16 protein-coding genes are annotated in these 16,414 nt (G+C 59.6%); 12 read left to right on the forward strand and 4 right to left on the reverse strand.

Annotated features, from left to right (window positions below; genetic code table 11):
* The first annotated feature begins 90 nt into the window (after positions 1-90).
* From rplJ to GRI41_RS09910, 3 genes are all read left to right on the forward strand, one after another.
* Entirely contained in the window at positions 91-606 is a 516-nt protein-coding gene (rplJ, locus tag GRI41_RS09900; RefSeq protein ID WP_160604859.1) for a 50S ribosomal protein L10, read from the forward strand.
* A 104-nt stretch (positions 607-710) separates the two neighbouring features.
* Positions 711-1,091: a 50S ribosomal protein L7/L12 gene (rplL, locus tag GRI41_RS09905; RefSeq protein ID WP_160604860.1), complete on the forward strand. Its 381-nt coding sequence runs from the start codon at positions 711-713 to the stop codon at positions 1,089-1,091.
* Positions 1,092-1,313: 222 nt separating this feature from the next.
* A complete protein-coding gene (locus tag GRI41_RS09910; RefSeq protein WP_160604861.1) occupies positions 1,314-3,530 on the forward strand; it encodes a DUF305 domain-containing protein in 2,217 nt (738 codons plus the stop codon).
* Here GRI41_RS09910 and GRI41_RS09915 read toward each other — a convergent pair.
* Positions 3,527-3,952 carry a c-type cytochrome gene (locus tag GRI41_RS09915; RefSeq protein WP_328600546.1) on the reverse strand — a complete coding sequence of 142 codons (426 nt, stop codon included), beginning with the start codon at positions 3,950-3,952 and terminating at the stop codon, positions 3,527-3,529. The two genes, GRI41_RS09910 and GRI41_RS09915, sit on opposite strands and share 4 nt — an antisense overlap.
* Before the next feature lie 169 nt (positions 3,953-4,121).
* On the opposite strand from GRI41_RS09915, the gene GRI41_RS09920 reads away from it, so the two are divergent.
* The 7 genes from GRI41_RS09920 to GRI41_RS09950 all read left to right on the forward strand — a co-directional run bounded on the left by GRI41_RS09920 (position 4,122) and on the right by GRI41_RS09950 (position 12,139).
* Positions 4,122-5,516, forward strand: a complete 1,395-nt coding sequence (locus GRI41_RS09920; protein WP_160604862.1) for an MATE family efflux transporter — start codon at positions 4,122-4,124, stop codon at positions 5,514-5,516.
* A 176-nt stretch (positions 5,517-5,692) separates the two neighbouring features.
* Positions 5,693-5,980 carry a co-chaperone GroES gene (gene groES / locus GRI41_RS09925; RefSeq protein WP_160604863.1) on the forward strand — a complete coding sequence of 96 codons (288 nt, stop codon included), beginning with the start codon at positions 5,693-5,695 and terminating at the stop codon, positions 5,978-5,980.
* Between the two features lie 54 nt (positions 5,981-6,034).
* Positions 6,035-7,693 carry a chaperonin GroEL gene (gene groL / locus GRI41_RS09930; RefSeq protein WP_160604864.1) on the forward strand — a complete coding sequence of 553 codons (1,659 nt, stop codon included), beginning with the start codon at positions 6,035-6,037 and terminating at the stop codon, positions 7,691-7,693.
* A 318-nt stretch (positions 7,694-8,011) separates the two neighbouring features.
* Positions 8,012-8,731 carry a hypothetical protein gene (locus tag GRI41_RS09935; protein WP_160604865.1) on the forward strand — a complete coding sequence of 240 codons (720 nt, stop codon included), beginning with the start codon at positions 8,012-8,014 and terminating at the stop codon, positions 8,729-8,731.
* Positions 8,722-9,309 carry a hypothetical protein gene (locus GRI41_RS09940; RefSeq protein ID WP_160604866.1) on the forward strand — a complete coding sequence of 196 codons (588 nt, stop codon included), beginning with the start codon at positions 8,722-8,724 and terminating at the stop codon, positions 9,307-9,309. Before GRI41_RS09935 ends, GRI41_RS09940 begins: the two co-directional genes overlap by 10 nt.
* Before the next feature lie 103 nt (positions 9,310-9,412).
* Entirely contained in the window at positions 9,413-10,204 is a 792-nt protein-coding gene (locus GRI41_RS09945; RefSeq protein WP_160604867.1) for an aspartyl/asparaginyl beta-hydroxylase domain-containing protein, read from the forward strand.
* Between the two features lie 72 nt (positions 10,205-10,276).
* The gene (locus GRI41_RS09950) at positions 10,277-12,139 is read left to right on the forward strand and encodes a DUF885 domain-containing protein (RefSeq protein ID WP_160604868.1); all 1,863 of its coding nucleotides are present in this window, start codon (positions 10,277-10,279) and stop codon (positions 12,137-12,139) included.
* Here the strand turns inward: GRI41_RS09950 and GRI41_RS09955 are convergent.
* A complete protein-coding gene (locus tag GRI41_RS09955; protein WP_160604869.1) occupies positions 12,136-12,927 on the reverse strand; it encodes a sterol desaturase family protein in 792 nt (263 codons plus the stop codon). The two genes, GRI41_RS09950 and GRI41_RS09955, sit on opposite strands and share 4 nt — an antisense overlap.
* A 53-nt stretch (positions 12,928-12,980) precedes the next feature.
* Between GRI41_RS09955 and GRI41_RS09960 the strand changes: the two genes are divergently transcribed.
* Both GRI41_RS09960 and GRI41_RS09965 read left to right on the forward strand, forming a co-directional pair.
* Positions 12,981-13,559 carry a TIGR04282 family arsenosugar biosynthesis glycosyltransferase gene (locus tag GRI41_RS09960; protein WP_160604870.1) on the forward strand — a complete coding sequence of 193 codons (579 nt, stop codon included), beginning with the start codon at positions 12,981-12,983 and terminating at the stop codon, positions 13,557-13,559.
* Entirely contained in the window at positions 13,556-14,293 is a 738-nt protein-coding gene (locus GRI41_RS09965) for a glycosyltransferase (RefSeq protein WP_328600547.1), read from the forward strand. Before GRI41_RS09960 ends, GRI41_RS09965 begins: the two co-directional genes overlap by 4 nt.
* A gap of 3 nt (positions 14,294-14,296) precedes the next feature.
* Here GRI41_RS09965 and GRI41_RS09970 read toward each other — a convergent pair whose 3' ends face one another.
* The gene (locus GRI41_RS09970) at positions 14,297-15,328 is read right to left on the reverse strand and encodes an SDR family oxidoreductase (protein WP_235901191.1); all 1,032 of its coding nucleotides are present in this window, start codon (positions 15,326-15,328) and stop codon (positions 14,297-14,299) included.
* Positions 15,325-16,380: a methyltransferase domain-containing protein gene (locus GRI41_RS09975; protein WP_160604872.1), complete on the reverse strand. Its 1,056-nt coding sequence runs from the start codon at positions 16,378-16,380 to the stop codon at positions 15,325-15,327. Before GRI41_RS09975 ends, GRI41_RS09970 begins: the two co-directional genes overlap by 4 nt.
* Positions 16,381-16,414 lie beyond the last annotated feature (34 nt).

Below are 16,414 nucleotides of genomic sequence, written 5' to 3' on the forward strand. Positions count from 1 at the left end.
ATGGACAGATTCCTTGCCGGTTTGCGGCAGGAATGAATGTGAGCCGGTCGCCGGGCAGATTGCCCTGCGGCCATAGTGAAGGAGTAAGACATGGATCGTTCGCAAAAAGCCGACTCGGTCGCCAGTCTGAACGCAACTTTCAACGAGAGCGGCGTGGTCGTTGTGACCCGCAATCTCGGCCTTTCGGTGGCTGATTCCACCGAATTGCGCGGAAAGATGCGGGAAGCGGGTGCATCGTACAAGGTTGCGAAAAACCGTCTTGCCAAACTCGCCCTGAAAGACACGGATTATGACGGCCTTGGTGAATTGCTCACCGGCCCGACTGCTCTGGCAACATCAAGCGACCCTGTCGCTGCTGCCAAGGCTGCCGTGGAATTCGCCAAATCGAACGACAAGCTCGAAATCGTTGGCGGATCGATGGGTGGACAGATGCTCGATGTTGCTGGCGTAAAGGCACTTGCCTCCATGCCAAGCCTCGACGAGCTTCGCGGCACCCTTGTTGGTCTGCTTAACGCGCCTGCGACGAAAATCGCCCAGGTTGTTAATGCGCCTGCCAACAAGCTTGCCCGTGTCTTCGGTGCCCAAGGCGCCAAGGAAGCGGCATAAACGGTTAATTGCACGAATTTTTCGGGACGGAACCCAATCCGGGGCCCAATCCGGGGCCCAATCACGGGACGTCCTGCCAAGTCATTTATTTGGAGTATTGAGTCATGGCAGATGTAGCCAAACTTGTTGAAGAACTTTCGAAACTGACTGTCCTCGAGGCAGCTGAACTGGCCAAAGCACTGGAAGAAGAGTGGGGCGTTAGCGCCGCTGCTGCAGTTGCTGTTGCTGCACCGGGTGCCGGTGGTGGCGACGCTGGTGGCGCTGCAGAAGAGAAAGACGAATTCGACGTCATTCTTACCGGCGACGGCGGCAAGAAAATCCAGGTCATCAAAGAAGTCCGCGCCATCACCGGCCTGGGCCTGACCGAAGCCAAAGGCCTCGTCGAAAGCGCGCCAAAGCCGCTCAAGGAAGGCGCTTCGAAAGCAGAAGCCGAAGAAATCAAAGGCAAGATCGAAGCAGCTGGCGGTACCGTCGAGCTCAAATAAGCCCCGTCCCCGCAATTGCGGGGATCAGCTTATCCTTCGATCTCTCCCGAGAGATCACAAGAAAGGGTGGTACCGCAAGGTGCCGCCCTTTTTCTTTGCCCGCCGCCCATGTTGATGCGGTCCACACAAAGATCGCGCCCCACCGGCCCGTTCCGGCTTGGGCTTCACATCGCCCCAATTCTGCGGCACCACTTCCCCAATAACAAAACGGGGATTCGCCGCATGATTATCAAGAACCGCCTGCTGGCCACAGCAGCATCAGCTCCGCTTCTATTCGCCGCCACGCTCGCCAACGCGCAGGATGCGCGCATTGTCCAACCCGGCGCGCCGGGCCAGCCGACCAAGCAGCTGACCGCCGATCAGGCCGTGGCGCTGGCCGACAATTCCTATGCCCATGCCGATGTGATGTTCATGCAGGGGATGATCGTCCACCACCAGCAAGCGGTCGACATGGCGGCTCTGGTCGCAGAGCGCACCAATACCGACGAAATTGTTGCGCTGGCGGGCCGGATTGATGCGAGTCAGGAAGACGAGATCAAATTCATGACCGATTGGCTCACCGAAAAGGGTGAACCGCTGAAAATGGAAGGGATGGGCCACGCGGCGCATATGGGCATGATGGGGATGGCCACCCCCGCCCAGATGGAACAGCTTGCGGGTGCACGCGGGACCAATTTCGACCGGCTGTTTCTGGAGTTGATGATCCGCCACCATCGGGGCGCGGTCGAAATGGTCGAAGATCTGATCGATCAGCCCGGCACCGCATCCGATCCCGCCTTCCTTGAATTTACCGATGAAGTGAAGAATGATCAGGAAAGCGAAATCGAGCGGATGAACGCCGTGCTCGCCAGCCTGTCGAGCGATCCGCGAACTTCACTGCGGGCCGGCCTGACCGATGCCGGACAAGCGATCAGCAATTTGCGGCTGGTTACTGCGCTGCCCAAACCCACCGGCTTTTTCGATCCGGCCAATCCCGGCGGATTGCGCCCGCGGCTTCCCGGCAAGGACGGCGAAGTAAAAAGCGAAGAGGAAGAAACCGGCGAAGTTCTGGCCGCGATGATCGATGGCGAACAGGCAGCCGAACCCGAAAAGCCCAAATTCGCCAAGCGCAGCCCGCTGCTGAGCTTTGCCAATACCGATATGGCGTTCAGCGGCGATATTCTGGTCGCGGGCAATTATCACGGTTTCAACGCCTACCGGCTTGGCGATGACGGAATGCCCGAACTGGTCAGTTCCACCGTTTGCCCGGGCGGTCAGGGCGATGTCTCGATCGTCGGCGACTTGCTGCTGATGAGCGTGCAGGACACCCGCGCCCGCGTCGATTGCGGCCTTCAGGGTGTCAGCGGCAAAGTCAGCGCCGAACGTTTCCGCGGCCTGCGGATTTTTGACGTTTCCGATTGGAGCAACCCGGTGCAGGTCGGGCAGGTCCAGACCTGCCGCGGGTCGCACACCCATTCGGTTGTGGCGGAAACTGATACGTCACTGATCGTCTATAATTCGGGCACTTCGCGCATTCGCGAGGAGGAAGAGCTTGCCGGATGTATCGGCGATGTTCCGGGCGATGACCGGACCGCATTGTTCCGTATCGATGTGATCGAAATTCCGCTGGCCGACCCTTCGCAATCGAAGATCGTCGATAGCCCCGCAGTCTTTGCCGATCCTGAGACCGGGCGTCTCGCGGGCCTGTGGCAAGGGGGCGATCATGGCGAAGATACGCAGGATACCAACTCCACAAATCATTGCCACGACATCACCGTTTTCCCCTCGCTCAATCTCGCAGCGGGGGCCTGTTCGGGCAACGGGATTATCTTCGACATCACCGATCCGCGCGCACCCAAACGGATCGACGAAGTGGTCGACAAGGGCTTTGCCTATTGGCATTCGGCAACATTCAACAATGACGGCACAAAAGTACTGTTTACCGACGAATGGGGCGGCGGCGGACGTCCGCGCTGCCAGGCATCCGATCCGCGCAATTGGGGCGCCAATGCGATTTACGAGATTGTCGACGGCAAGCTTGAATTCCGCAGCACGTATAAATTGCCCGCACCGCAAGGCGACAAGGAAAATTGCGTCGCGCATAACGGCTCGATCATCCCCGTCCCCGGGCGCGATATCTTTGTGCAGGCATGGTATCAGGGCGGTATCTCGGTGATCGATTTCACCGATGCGGCGAACCCTTTTGAAATCGCCTATTTCGACCGTGGGCCGGTGGACAAGGACCAGCTTACCACCGGCGGTTACTGGTCAGCCTATTGGTACAAGGGCCGGATCTACGGGACCGAAATTACGCGCGGTCTGGATGTCTTCGCGCTGGAGCCGAGCGAGTTCCTGACGGCCGAAGAGATTGCCGCCGCCGAAGCTGCCAATATGGGTGAAGTCTTCAATCCGCAGACTCAGTTTCCGGTAACATGGCCGGAAAATGTTGCCTCACCCTAAAGCGTTTTGAGATACTCGATCAGTTCGGCGCGCTTTGCCGCGTCGCGCATGCCCGAATAGCTCATCTTGGTGCCCGGCACGGTTGCGGCCGGGTTCTCAAGATAGCGGCTGAGCGTTTCATCGTCCCATGTCAGGCCGGATTCGCGCATGGCCGTGCTGTAGGCGAAATCGTCAATATGCCCCGCATTCGCGCCGTAAACACCCGCCAATGTCGGCCCGATAATGCTCTTGCCCGGTTGGGGGCTGTGGCAGGCGGAACATTGGGCGAAGCTCGCCGGTGGTCCGCCATTGGCCATTCCCCCGTCCGCGGCGGGCGCGGATGTTTCGCTTTGGCCGACTTCGGAACCGGCTACAGTGCCGGACTGGCCGCAAGCCGACAGCACAAGCGCCATCAGCGGGATGGGAAGAAAAACACGCCGCACTACACAACCTCCTGAATGGTCGCGGCCTTGTGACGCCGCAGATCATTCAGGGCAAGCTTGTTCTATCGCCCGATCTGTGGCGCGATAGACGCGGCGCGGTTTGAAATCGCGCAGCATCGCGAGTTTCCCCTTTGCCGAACCGGACCGCGCGCCTATCCGGGACGGCTTTATGTCGCAGACACGGGCCCTTCCCGCCGGGCAATCGCCTTGGCGCACCGAGCTGGCAGCTACTCTCAAGCTGTCCTGGCCGCTGGCGCTCGCCAATCTTCTGCAGATGCTGACTTATGCCGTCGATGTAATCTTCATCGCGCGTCTGGGCGAAGCGCCGCTGGCGGCATCGGCATTGGCGGTTTCGTGGTTCGGCCTGCTGCTGTGGGCGCTGTCCTCGCTCATCGGGGCGGTTGCGCCGATAATCGCCGCAGAGCTGGGCGAGCGCGGGCCTGCGCTTCGTCCGGTGCGCCGCGCCACACGCATGGCGCTGTGGCTGGCGGTCATCGTGGGTGTCGCGGCAATGGCGGCCTGCATGGCGATTGTTCCCATTGCCCGCGCCACCGGCCAGCAGCCGGAGATTATCGCGCTCGCAGGCGAGTATATGACCGTCATCATATGGTCGATGGTTCCGATGCTGCTGGCCGCCGTGCTGCGCAATTTCGTGTCGACATTGGGGCGGCCGATCTTCGCAACCGCAATTTCGGCGCTTGGGATCGTGGTCAACTCGCTGGCCAATTACGCATTTATCTTCGGCAATTTCGGCGCCCCCGAACTGGGATTGAAAGGCGCGGCCATCGCGACCATCATCACCTCGCTGGTTACGCTGGGTAGCTATGTCATCGCGATCCGGCTCGACCGGAATATGCACCGCTATCACATTTTCGGACGCTGGTGGTCGCCCGACTGGCCGCGCTTCTGGTCGATCGTGAAAATCGGAACGCCGATTGCCCTGACGGTTTCTGCTGAGGCCGGAATTTTCGGCGCAGCGGCGTTCCTGATGGGCAATATCGGCACACCGCAGCTCGCCGCGCATACGGTGGCGCTGCAAATCGCCGCATTGGCGTTTCAGGTTCCCTTCGGTGTCAGCCAGGCGGCAACGATCCGCGTGGGCTATTTCTATGGCGCGAGGGACAAGGACGGGATGAAGCGCGCAGGCTGGTCTGCGGTGATGGTGGGCACCGGGTTCATGGCCATTTCCTGTTCGGCGATGGTGCTGATGCCGCGCACGCTGCTGCAAATATATCTCGACCCCGATGCGGCGAAGAATGCGGTTCTGGTCGGCTTTGCTTTGCAATATCTGGTGATCGCCGCCGCGTTCCAATTGGTCGACGGCCTGCAAGCCGTGGCCGCGGGCGCGCTGCGCGGATTGCAGGACACACGCGTCCCGATGTGGATCGCGATTTTCGCCTATTGGGTGCCCGGTTTTGGCGTTGCCATGTGGCTTGGCTTTGGCACTCCGCTCGCCGGTGTCGGTGTGTGGATCGGGCTCGCAACCGGATTGGCGGTCGCCGCTCTGCTGCTGTCATGGCGCTGGGTCCGGCGCGAGAATTTGGGCCTGACCGTGCGCGATTGATCAAGGTGGTCCGGGCGCCCGATCGATGAGCCCGATTTCCCCGCAGCCGCCACGAAATTTTTTCCGTGCGCAGCCGTTGACTCTTCCCCGCCGGATACACATATGCGCCCCGCTGGCACTCTCCACCAGAGAGTGCCAAGCTCAGTTTCATTCACTCTAACGAAGAGGTCATCATCATGGCATTTCGTCCGCTTCACGACCGCGTGCTCGTTCGCCGCATCGAAGCCGATCAAAAAACTGCTGGCGGGATCATCATCCCTGACAGCGCTCAGGAAAAGCCCAGCGAAGGCGAAGTTGTTTCGGTTGGCAATGGCGCCAAAGCCGATGACGGCACCGTCACTCCGCTCGACGTCAAAGCCGGCGACCGCGTGCTGTTCGGCAAATGGGGCGGCACCGAAGTCAAGATCGACGGCGAAGACCTGCTGATCATGAAGGAAAGCGACATTATGGGCGTGATCGGCTGATAGCCGGGCGACCACCGCATTTTCTTCAACGAACTCAATTAAAGGAATTTTATCATGGCAGCTAAGGACGTAAAGTTCGGCCGCGAAGCCCGCGAAGGCATCCTGAAGGGCGTCGATACGCTCGCAAACGCAGTCAAAGTGACGCTCGGCCCGAAAGGCCGCAATGTCGTAATCGACAAGAGCTTTGGCGCACCGCGCATCACCAAGGACGGCGTTTCTGTCGCCAAGGAAATCGAACTAGCAGACAAGTTCGAAAATATGGGCGCGCAAATGCTCAAGGAAGTTGCGTCGAAGACCAACGACCTTGCCGGTGACGGCACAACCACTGCGACCGTTCTGGGCCAGGCGATTGTTCGCGAAGGCATGAAATCGGTTGCTGCGGGCATGAACCCGATGGATCTGAAACGCGGCATCGATACTGCTGTTGCGGCGGTTGTTGCTGATCTTGTGAAACGTTCGAAGGACGTGGCCGGCACAGAGGAAATCGCTCAGGTTGGCGTAATCTCTGCCAATGGCGACAAGGAAGTCGGCGAGAAGATCGCAGAAGCGATGGAAAAAGTCGGCAAAGAAGGCGTCATCACTGTCGAGGAAGCCAAAGGCCTCGAATTCGAGCTGGACGTTGTCGAAGGCATGCAGTTCGACCGTGGTTACCTGTCGCCTTACTTCATTACCAATCCTGACAAGATGACCGTGGAACTCGAAAATCCATACATCCTGATCAACGAAGGCAAGCTGTCCAACCTCAAAGACATGCTGCCGATCCTCGAAGCGGCAATGCAATCGGGCCGTCCTCTGCTGATTATCGCAGAAGACATCGAAGGCGAAGCGCTGGCCACTCTGGTGGTCAACAAGCTGCGCGGCGGCCTGAAAGTGGCTGCGGTCAAGGCACCTGGCTTCGGCGATCGCCGCAAAGCGATGCTGCAGGACATTTCGATCCTGACAAAGGGCGAAATGGTCAGCGACGAGCTGGGCATCAAGCTGGACAGCGTAACGCTGAACATGCTTGGTGAAGCCAAGCGCGTTACCATCGACAAGGACAACACCACCATCGTCGACGGTGCCGGCAGCGAAGCTGACATCAAGGCCCGCGTTGGTGAAATCCACGCGCAGATCGAAACAACAACCAGCGATTACGACAAAGAAAAACTGCAAGAACGCCTGGCCAAACTCGCTGGCGGTGTTGCGGTGATCAAAGTCGGCGGCGCTTCGGAAGTTGAAGTGAAAGAACGCAAAGACCGCGTTGATGACGCGCTGCACGCAACCCGCGCTGCGGTTGAAGAAGGCATCGTCCCTGGCGGCGGTACCGCGCTTCTCTACGGTACCAAAGCACTTGCTGGCCTGAAGGGTGACAATGATGACCAAACGCGCGGTATCGATATCGTGCGCCGCGCCATTGTTGCACCGGTTCGCCAGATTGCAGAGAATGCCGGCCATGACGGTGCGGTAATCTCTGGCAATTTGCTGCGCGAAGATGACGAAACGCAAGGTTTCAACGCCGCAACCGACACTTACGAAAACCTCGTAAAGGCCGGTGTGATCGACCCGACCAAGGTTGTTCGCGTTGCGCTGCAGGATGCGGCATCGGTCGCTGGTCTGCTGATCACGACCGAAGCAGCCATTGCTGACGCGCCAGAAAAAGAAGGCGCCGGCGGCGCTGGCGGCATGCCCGATATGGGCGGCATGGGCGGCATGGGCGGCGGAATGGGCTTCTAACGAACCCGTATTCGCCATTGCCCCGGGCACAATCCAGGGCACGTGCCGCTTGGTCAAGCCAAGCAAAAAAGAAAGGCCCGGGGGAGTAATTCCCCGGGCCTTTTCTATGGCTGTTCATTGCCGCTCGCACCTCTTGTCAGCAGCGCGCAAGAGTAGCGGCGAAAATCTTCGCGCTATCTTGCCAATTATTGGATTTGTAACAAACCAATTGTCTCTGCTAGTCAGGATGCGCGGGCGATACCGGCTGTGACAAAAATCACGCGAACAGCGCTGTTTATCCGGTATCGCGCAGGGGGAAAATCAGGAGGGAATTGACCAGTGAAACCGGCGCTCGGAATGTATCTCATACCCGTTGCGGGCTGTCTGCTCGCGCTGCCAGCACAGGTGCAGGCACAGGCACAGGGGCAAACAGCCGGTGAACCGGCCGCCGAAATTTCAGCGGACTCTTTCCCCACCATTGAAGCCGAACCGGAACCTGCGCCGGAACCCATTATCGTAGAACCGGACACGCCCGATGCCCCCGAACAGGTTATCGAGCCGCCCGCGCCTGATCCGGCACCGGCGGCACCCATCCCGGTTCCCGCGCCCGCCCCGACACTGCCGGTTGAACCTGTTTTGGCCCCGCCGGTCACCTCGGTCATAACATCTGCCTCTGCAAGCTTGGCGCTGGTCGAACCAGCCGCCGATTGCCGCCCTTCGCCGCGCCCATGCGTGCAGATCAGCGGGCTTCCCGGCCTGTCATTCTACATCGTCAATCGGGACCGGTTCAGGCATTGGGCAACGCGCGGCGGCCGGTTGAGCTTTGACGCCGGGCGCGGCATTGATCGGATGATTTCGATCGGGAGCAATTTTGAACGGATGCCGCGATCAGGGGCGCATATCCAGCAGCTGGGCCAGCTGGGCAAAGATTACTGGATCATTCCCTGGTGCGCGCGCGAAATTGACGGGAGAGAAGTCTTCAAAGCCAGCTGGCAGACTCGCGAGAAAATCGTGATGCATGACGAAATCATCGCCGAGGCCGCAATCGCATGTCAGTAATCGCCAAGCTCAAATCCACCGAAGCGATCATCGCTGCGATTGTCAGCCTTGTCGCGGTTGTGGCAAAATATACCGCGGTTTCAAACCTTCTGGATTTGCCCGACGGCGTCGATGGTGTGGGCCCGCATCTGGCAACAGCGGTGGTGATCATTGCCATTCTGCTGATCGTTTACTGGTCTGAGAATATTCTGGATCAGAAGCCCATGCTGATCGGTTTGGGCGTGGCGGTGATGGCGGCTGCAGGGGTTTATCTGGCTTCCAACTTTGCATCCGACATCAGAAGCCAGACGGTCGAAGTGCAATGCGTCGATTTTCCCAGGACGACAATTCTCCGCCCGAATGAACCGAGCGAAAGGCTGGCCACGCTGATCGACGATGGGGGCGGGCTGGAAACCGCCTGGTGCGAGGAAGAAAAAGTCAAAGTCAGAAGCATGGTGCGCAGCGAAAACTCGGGGCAGGTATTCTCGCTGAACCTGTGGCTGATTCTGGCAGAATCGCTGCTTGCCATTGCCGTGACTTTGCTCGCGTGGCTGATCGCCAACAGGCCGGGCGGAAGCGATGACACGGCAGGCGATTGAGCGGAATCCCGACCGCATGCGGTGACAGCAGCCTGTCGAAGGCTCCGTTCAATTCGTCGGAATTATACAAAGGCGCGCACGCAATCTATGTTACATTCTGCCCATGAACGACGCGCCTCATACCCGCGAAACGGCACAATCACCTTCCCCGCCCGATAAAGCGGAAGGGCCCCCTGTTTACTCAAAGCCCAAACAAACCTGCGCTGTTCGCCTGGGCAAAAAACTGCGCGATCCGGTCAACGGTTTCCTCGCAAAACAATCCTTGATCGGCGACACGCCGATACTCGATCCCGCCGATGTCCCCGGGCTCAATGTGGTGGCTGGGCGATGGGAGGAGTTTCGCGACGAAATCCAGCCGCTGATGCGCGAGCGGGAAAATATTCCGCCGCTGGGCGAAATTTCCCCCGATCATCGCCGGATTGCATCCACGCCTGCGTGGAAGAGCTTTTTCTTCGCCGGCTATGGCTATGAGGCGAAAGCCAATCAGGCGCGCTGCCCGAAACTGGTAGAGGCGATCAATTCGATACCCGGCGTGGTGGTGGCATTTCTATCGATTATGGAGCCGGGAACGCATGTTCCGCTGCACCGCGGTCTGACCAAATCATGGCTCAATTGCCATTTGCCGCTGATGATCCCCGATGACGGGAAGCGCTGCGAAATCGCGATCAATGGAGAGATCCATCAATGGCGATATGGCGAATGGCTGGTGTTTGACGAAACCTTTCCGCACGAAGTTTGGAACGAATCCGACCAGCCGCGCGTGATGCTGTTGCTGCAAGTGCAGCGGCGGATGCGGTGGCCGGGGCGATTGATTACCCGCGGGATTTATCACGGCGTGCGCAATTCCAGCTTCGTCGATGACGTGAAAGCCGCCATCGGCGCGAGCAAAAGCTAGCCGCCCTTCCCTTTCCGGCGAAGCTGGCGCATGAAGCATGCCATCACACGCATTGAGAGAGGATCACCCATTATGCACCGTTTGCCGACCCGGAATCTCGCCGCGCTTTTGCTGGCTTCGACAGCTGTTGCGAGCTGCGGCGGATTGACCGAACCCGTGGTGGCGAGCGTCGAGTGCAATCAAACCCAAACCGAATGCATCAATGCGTGGTTTGACGAGAAATTCGAAGAATTGCTGGCTTTCAGCCCGATGCAGCAAACCGCGCTGGGCCTGAAAACGGATTACGACAAGATCGACGATCTGAGCGTCGAAGCCGAGCAAGCGCAGCTCGAATGGTGGCAGAACACCACCGCCGAAATGGAAGCCAATTTCGATTACGACGAATTGTCCGATGATGCGAAACTGTCTTGGGATATGTGGCAGTTCCGCAAGGATCAGGCGCAAAACGCCGCCGGTTTCCGCAACCAGCAATATATCCTGCACCAGATGAATGGCACGCATTCCGCGCTGCCGAGCTTTCTGATCAGCCAGCACAAGGTCGAAAGCGAAAGCGATATGACCGCCTTCATCGCGCGCATCGGCGGGATTGGCACGGCGATGGATCAATTGCTGGTCCGTGCGCAAGCCAATGCCGAAGCGGGAACCCGCCCGCCAAGCTGGTCCTATGACGCGGTGATCGCGGAATCGAAGAAGATCACCAGCGGCGCGCCCTTCGATGATGCGGAGGACGCCGAACCTTCTGCATTGTGGACCGCAAGCGAAGGCCATCTCGCCAAGCTGGTTGAGGATGAAGTGATCACAGAAGATCGCGCCGGGGAACTGCGCGAGGAAGCGCGCCTCGCGCTCACCCAGAAAATGGCGCCCGCCTATGGCCGGGTGATCGACTGGTTCACCCAAGACCAGCCCAATGCGGACAAGGAAGCGCGGGGGGTCAGCGCGCTGAGCGATGGCGGGGATTTCTACAAATACCGGCTGGGGGCGATGACCACGACCGATCTGACCGCCGACGAGATCCACGATATCGGGCTGTCCGAAGTCGCGCGGATTCGCAGCGAGATGGAAGAGATCAAGGATCAGGTCGAATTTGACGGCGATCTGCAAGCCTTCTTCGCGTTCATGCGCGAGGATGACCAATTCTATTTCCCCGACAATGATGCCGGCGCGCAAATGTATATCGACGCGGCGAAGAAACATCTGGCGTTCATCGATACCAAGCTGCCCGAATATTTCGGCATACTGCCCAAGGCCCCGCTCGAAGTCCGCCGGGTCGAGCCGTTCCGCGAACAGGATGGCGCGGCGCAGCATTACCGCACCGGCACGCCCGATGGTTCGCGCCCGGGAATTTACTACGCGCATTTGTCCGACATGCGGGCCATGCCGATCCCGTCGCTGGAAGTGATTGCCTATCACGAAGGCAATCCCGGGCATCACATGCAACTGTCGATCGCGCAGGAATTGACCGGCATTCCCAAATTCCGCTCGCAGGGATTTTACCTCTCTGCATTCGGCGAAGGCTGGGCGCTTTATTCGGAGAAACTGGCGAAGGAAATGGGCGCCTATCAGGATCCCTATTCGGACTTTGGCCGCCTAACCACCGAGATGTGGCGCGCGATCCGGCTGGTGGTCGATACCGGAATTCATTCGAAAGGATGGAGCGAGCAGCAGGCGGTTGATTACTTCCTTGCCAATTCGCCCATTCCCGAAGCCGCGGTGAAATCGGAAGTCCGCCGCTATATCGTGATGCCGGGGCAGGCCACAGCGTACAAGATCGGGATGATCCGCATTCAGGAACTGCGCGCCAAGGCGGAAAAAGAGCTGGGCGACAAATTCGATATTCGCGGTTTCCACGACACCGTTCTGGGCGGCGGATCGGTGCCGCTCGACTTGCTGGAGAAGCGCGTCGATCAATGGGTGGCTGCGCAGAAAGCTGCCTAGCCCTGCTGCGCGGGTGTGTCGCGGAAGGGTGCGCCTAGCGCGCGGTCCAGCGGCACATCATCGCCCGCCAGCGGATCATACACGCCGATATCCAGCTCATCCTGCGGCACATCGTCACGATAGGTGCCGTGCAGCCTGTCCCAGAAACTGAGGCCGCTGGTAAAATTGCTGTCGCGTTCTGATTTGATGCTCGAATGATGGATGCCGTGCATTTTCGGTGTGGTGACACCGCGCGCGAGCAGATCATCGACTTGCCCGGGTAGCTTCAGATTCGCATGGTGAAACAGGATCGAGAAATTGAAGAAGCGCCGCCACCAGCGCAGCGATTTGGGGCTAACGCCTGACAGGCGGACCTGCACCAAGCGCCACGGCAAGGAAACCAGCATATCGAGCGGGTGAAAACGCACGGCGGTGCTCGCATCCATATCGGGATCGACATGATGCACGCGGTGGAAACGCCACAGGAGGGGGACCTTGTGCGTCGCCACGTGCCACCAGTAAAACCCGTAATCCATCGCCGCGATCCCGCCGAGCAGGCGCAAGGGACGGGGCAATTTCTGCGCAAATCCGCGCCTGTGCTGGAGGTTGTTCTTGGCAATCGCCTGGGTCAGCGGCTCTTCCACCGCCGCCACAATCACCACGCACCCTGCCCCCAACGCCGCATTGCGGACATTCCGCGGGATGGCGGGGCTCTTGGCTTCGCGCAGCGGCCTTTTCCGCTCGGCCAGCAAGATGCCGCCGACCACTGCGCCCGCTGCCGCCATCATTGCAATCTTGCCAAGCTTCATGCCGCATCAATGCCCCATGGCGCAGCCGCAGTCGAGCGGTTAGAGCAGCGCATGTGAGCGAACCGATGATCTCGATATTCTGCCGCTGGCCCGAACCCGGCGAGGCCAAGACACGGCTGATACCCGGCTTCGGCCCCGAAGGCGCGGCCGCGATCTATGCCAAACTGCTGGCGCATACAATGGAGGTTTGCCGGGCAAGCGGGATTGCTTTCGAATTGCGCGTTACCGGAGCACCGGTGGATCGCTTCAAAGCCAGGTTCGGCGCGGATTTGCAGGTAGTCGAGCAAGGCGGTGGCGATCTCACCGACAAACTGTCACGCGTCCCCGCCCCCGCAATCGTGATCGGCAGCGACTGCCCCGGCCTGACCCCGCAAGTCTTGAAAGACGCGCGCGATACGCTCTCCACAAAACCGGCAGTGATCGGCCCGGCCAGCGATGGCGGCTATTACCTGCTTGGCTATAACGAGCCTGCAGATTTTGCTTTCGCCGATATGGAATGGAGCACCGACAGCGTGTTTGCCGAAACGCTGAAACGGTTTGCAGCGCGCGGCATCCACCCGGCGGTCCTGCCCGAATTGAGCGATGTGGACACCGCCGCTGACCTTGACGATTGGCCGGAATTTCTCCCGTGAGCCCAAAGGCAAGCAGCGTTGGCATCGTGCTGCCCGTTCTCAATGAAGAGCGCGCGCTTGCGGCAATGTTCGAAGTGCTTTCGCGGCTCGATCCCAAGCCCGCCGATATCCTGTTTGTCGATGGCGGCAGCGATGATGCGAGCTGCGAATTGATCCGCGATGCGGGCTACCGGCTGCTCGAAACCGCAAAGGGCCGCGCTATCCAGATCAATGCGGGGGTGGAAGCGGTTGGGACCGAGTACGTCTGCGTTCTCCATGCCGATACCATTCCGCCAGCCGATATGGTTTCGGTGATCACCGAAACACTCGCCGACCCGAAGATCGCGCTGGCCAGCTTTACCCCGCTGATCAAGGGGCCGGAAAAGACCCGCTGGTTCACCACTTTCCATAATTGGATCAAGACCTGGTACGCGCCGATCATCACCCGCCCGCATCTGTTTGTGCGCGGAGTGCGGCTGCTGTTCGGCGACCACGCGATGTTTTTCCGCCGCGCGCAATTCCTTGAAATCGGCGGCTGCACGCCCAGCGATGCAGTGATGGAAGAAGCCGATCTCTGCGTGAAATTTGCGCGGCTGGGCAAGATCAGGCTGGTCCGCCGCTGGGTCGAAACATCGGACCGGCGGATCGCCGCATGGGGTCCGATCAAAGCCAACTGGATCTATTTCAAAGTCGGCATTCTATGGGCCGTCGGCGCGCGCAGCCGGATGGCGAAGGATTATCCGGATGTGCGGTAAGCGCTACTCCGCCGGAACTTCTTCACCCTTCAAGAACCCGGTTTCGATGCAATGCCCGATCAAACGCTGGAGATATTCCAGACCCGTCGGTGGGCACACCAGCCCGGTCATTTCCTGCGCCGCGCGGTCATCGAATTCGGGATTGCGCTGGAAATAGCTGGCGTAAAGCCCGGCCACGCGCTTGTAGAGCCGCCGCTCCAGAGCGGGCAAAACCGCCGGGTCGAAATCATCGGGTTCGACCAGCTGGGGCCGGTGGAACTGCGCGAAGCTGGCGATCGCATCGGTAAACAGCCCGACCGGAACCGGACGCGCTGAAACGAGGTGATATGCGCCGCCATTGGCCCGCCGCATATTCCCGGCGAGCGCCACAATTCCCGCCGCAACATGGTCAAGCGGGACAAAATCCAGCGTTGCATCGCGGCGCGCGGGCATATGCCGCACGCGGCCCTCCGCGATCAGTTTGAACGCGGCATAGGTGGTGTCGAACTGGCGGATTCTGCCGCCCTCGCTTTCGCCCACGACAATGCTGGGCCGCGCGATTGCGAAGGGTACGTCGCTGGACCTGACCAGTTTTTCAGCGGCCGCCTTGCTCGCTTCATATCCATTGGCAAAACCGCTGTCGGGCACACGGTCAGCCTCCAGAATTGGTCCGTTGCGGGTTCCGCAAACATAGGCGGTGCTGACATGCAGAATGGGCATATCGCCCGATCGCGCAAATTCCACTGCGTTGGCTGCCCCGCCGGTATTGACCGCGCGATAGGTTTCATCATCAAGATCAAAACGGACGGTCGCGGCACAATGGATCAAAAGATCATGGCTGGCGGTCAGCCGGTCCCACTCAGCCTTCTCCCAGCCAAATAGCGGCTTTGAAACATCGCCCGCCACAATCGCTGCCGGTGCCACTGGTGAGCCATCATTGGCGAGGATATCGCGGTTATTATGGACCAGCGCGGTCACGCTGTGCCCCGCCGCAATCAGGCGCGCAGCGACTTCGCCGCCGATCAAACCGGCGGCTCCGGTCAGGAATATATTCAACAGCAGGCGGCCGGGGCTTCGGGCGTGCCGTCGGCGCTATCCGCAAACGGGATCGCCACACCGCAATCGGGAAACACGCCGTAATGCGTGCTGAAATCGCCGAAGAAATCGAAATGTTCGGCAAAACGCGTATCAGCGAGCATCTTCCAGCTATTGCCGCAAATCGGGAATATCCGCCCCGCTTCGATATGGTGGTGATCGTCGAGCTCGAACACGCGTTCCTGGCCCTTCACGGTGCCTTTGTAGATCACCGCCTGGCCATAATCTTCGCACTGCATTTCCAGATCGGGCAGTTTGAACAGGCGGAAAGTGGCGGAGAAGAAACTGATCCCGTCGAGCTTTGCCGCGACTTCTGCATCGCCAATGCCCAGCGGACGGCTGGAAACCAGCCGCGGATCAAGAAAGCCCGCCTTCTTGGCATGGTCGATAAAGTCGCCCCAATAGAGCGCGCCCGATAGGCATTCACCGTGCAGCACCGGATCATTGTGCAGCGCGGCAGGTACTCTGCGGTCCGAATAGACGTCGGAAAAATAGAGCTCCCCGCCCGGCTTGAGCAGGCGATAAGCGGCAGAGAACACCGCCTGCTTGTCCGCCACCAGATTGATCACGCAATTCGATACGATCACGTCAAAGTGGTTTTCGGGCAGATCAAGCGCATCGAGCTTCTCGATATCGCCTTCGACAAACATCACATTCGATTTGGCGTAGCCGAATTTTGCGCGGTGCCATTCGAGATGATCGTTCGCCACTGCCAGCTGTTCGGGCGTGGTATCGACGCCGGTGACGCTACCCTGCTCACCGACAATCTGCGCCAGAATATAGGCATCCTGACCGCTACCCGATCCCAGATCCAGAATATGCGCGCCTTCGATGGCCTGCGGCGAGACCAGACCGCATCCGTAATAGCGCGCGCGCACTTCCTCATGCACATTGCGCATGGCTTCGAGAACCGCAGCGGGCGGGGCTTCTGTGGTGCAGCAGGCATCGGTTTTGAGATCGTCCGACCCGCTGAGCACTTTGCCGTAATAATCGCGGCTGTTTTCGATATTCATGTAACTTCGCGTCCCCTTTGGCCGAATGGCAGGC

Origin of the sequence: Pontixanthobacter aquaemixtae, assembly GCF_009827395.1 — a bacterium.
GTDB lineage: Bacteria > Pseudomonadota > Alphaproteobacteria > Sphingomonadales > Sphingomonadaceae > Pontixanthobacter > Pontixanthobacter aquaemixtae.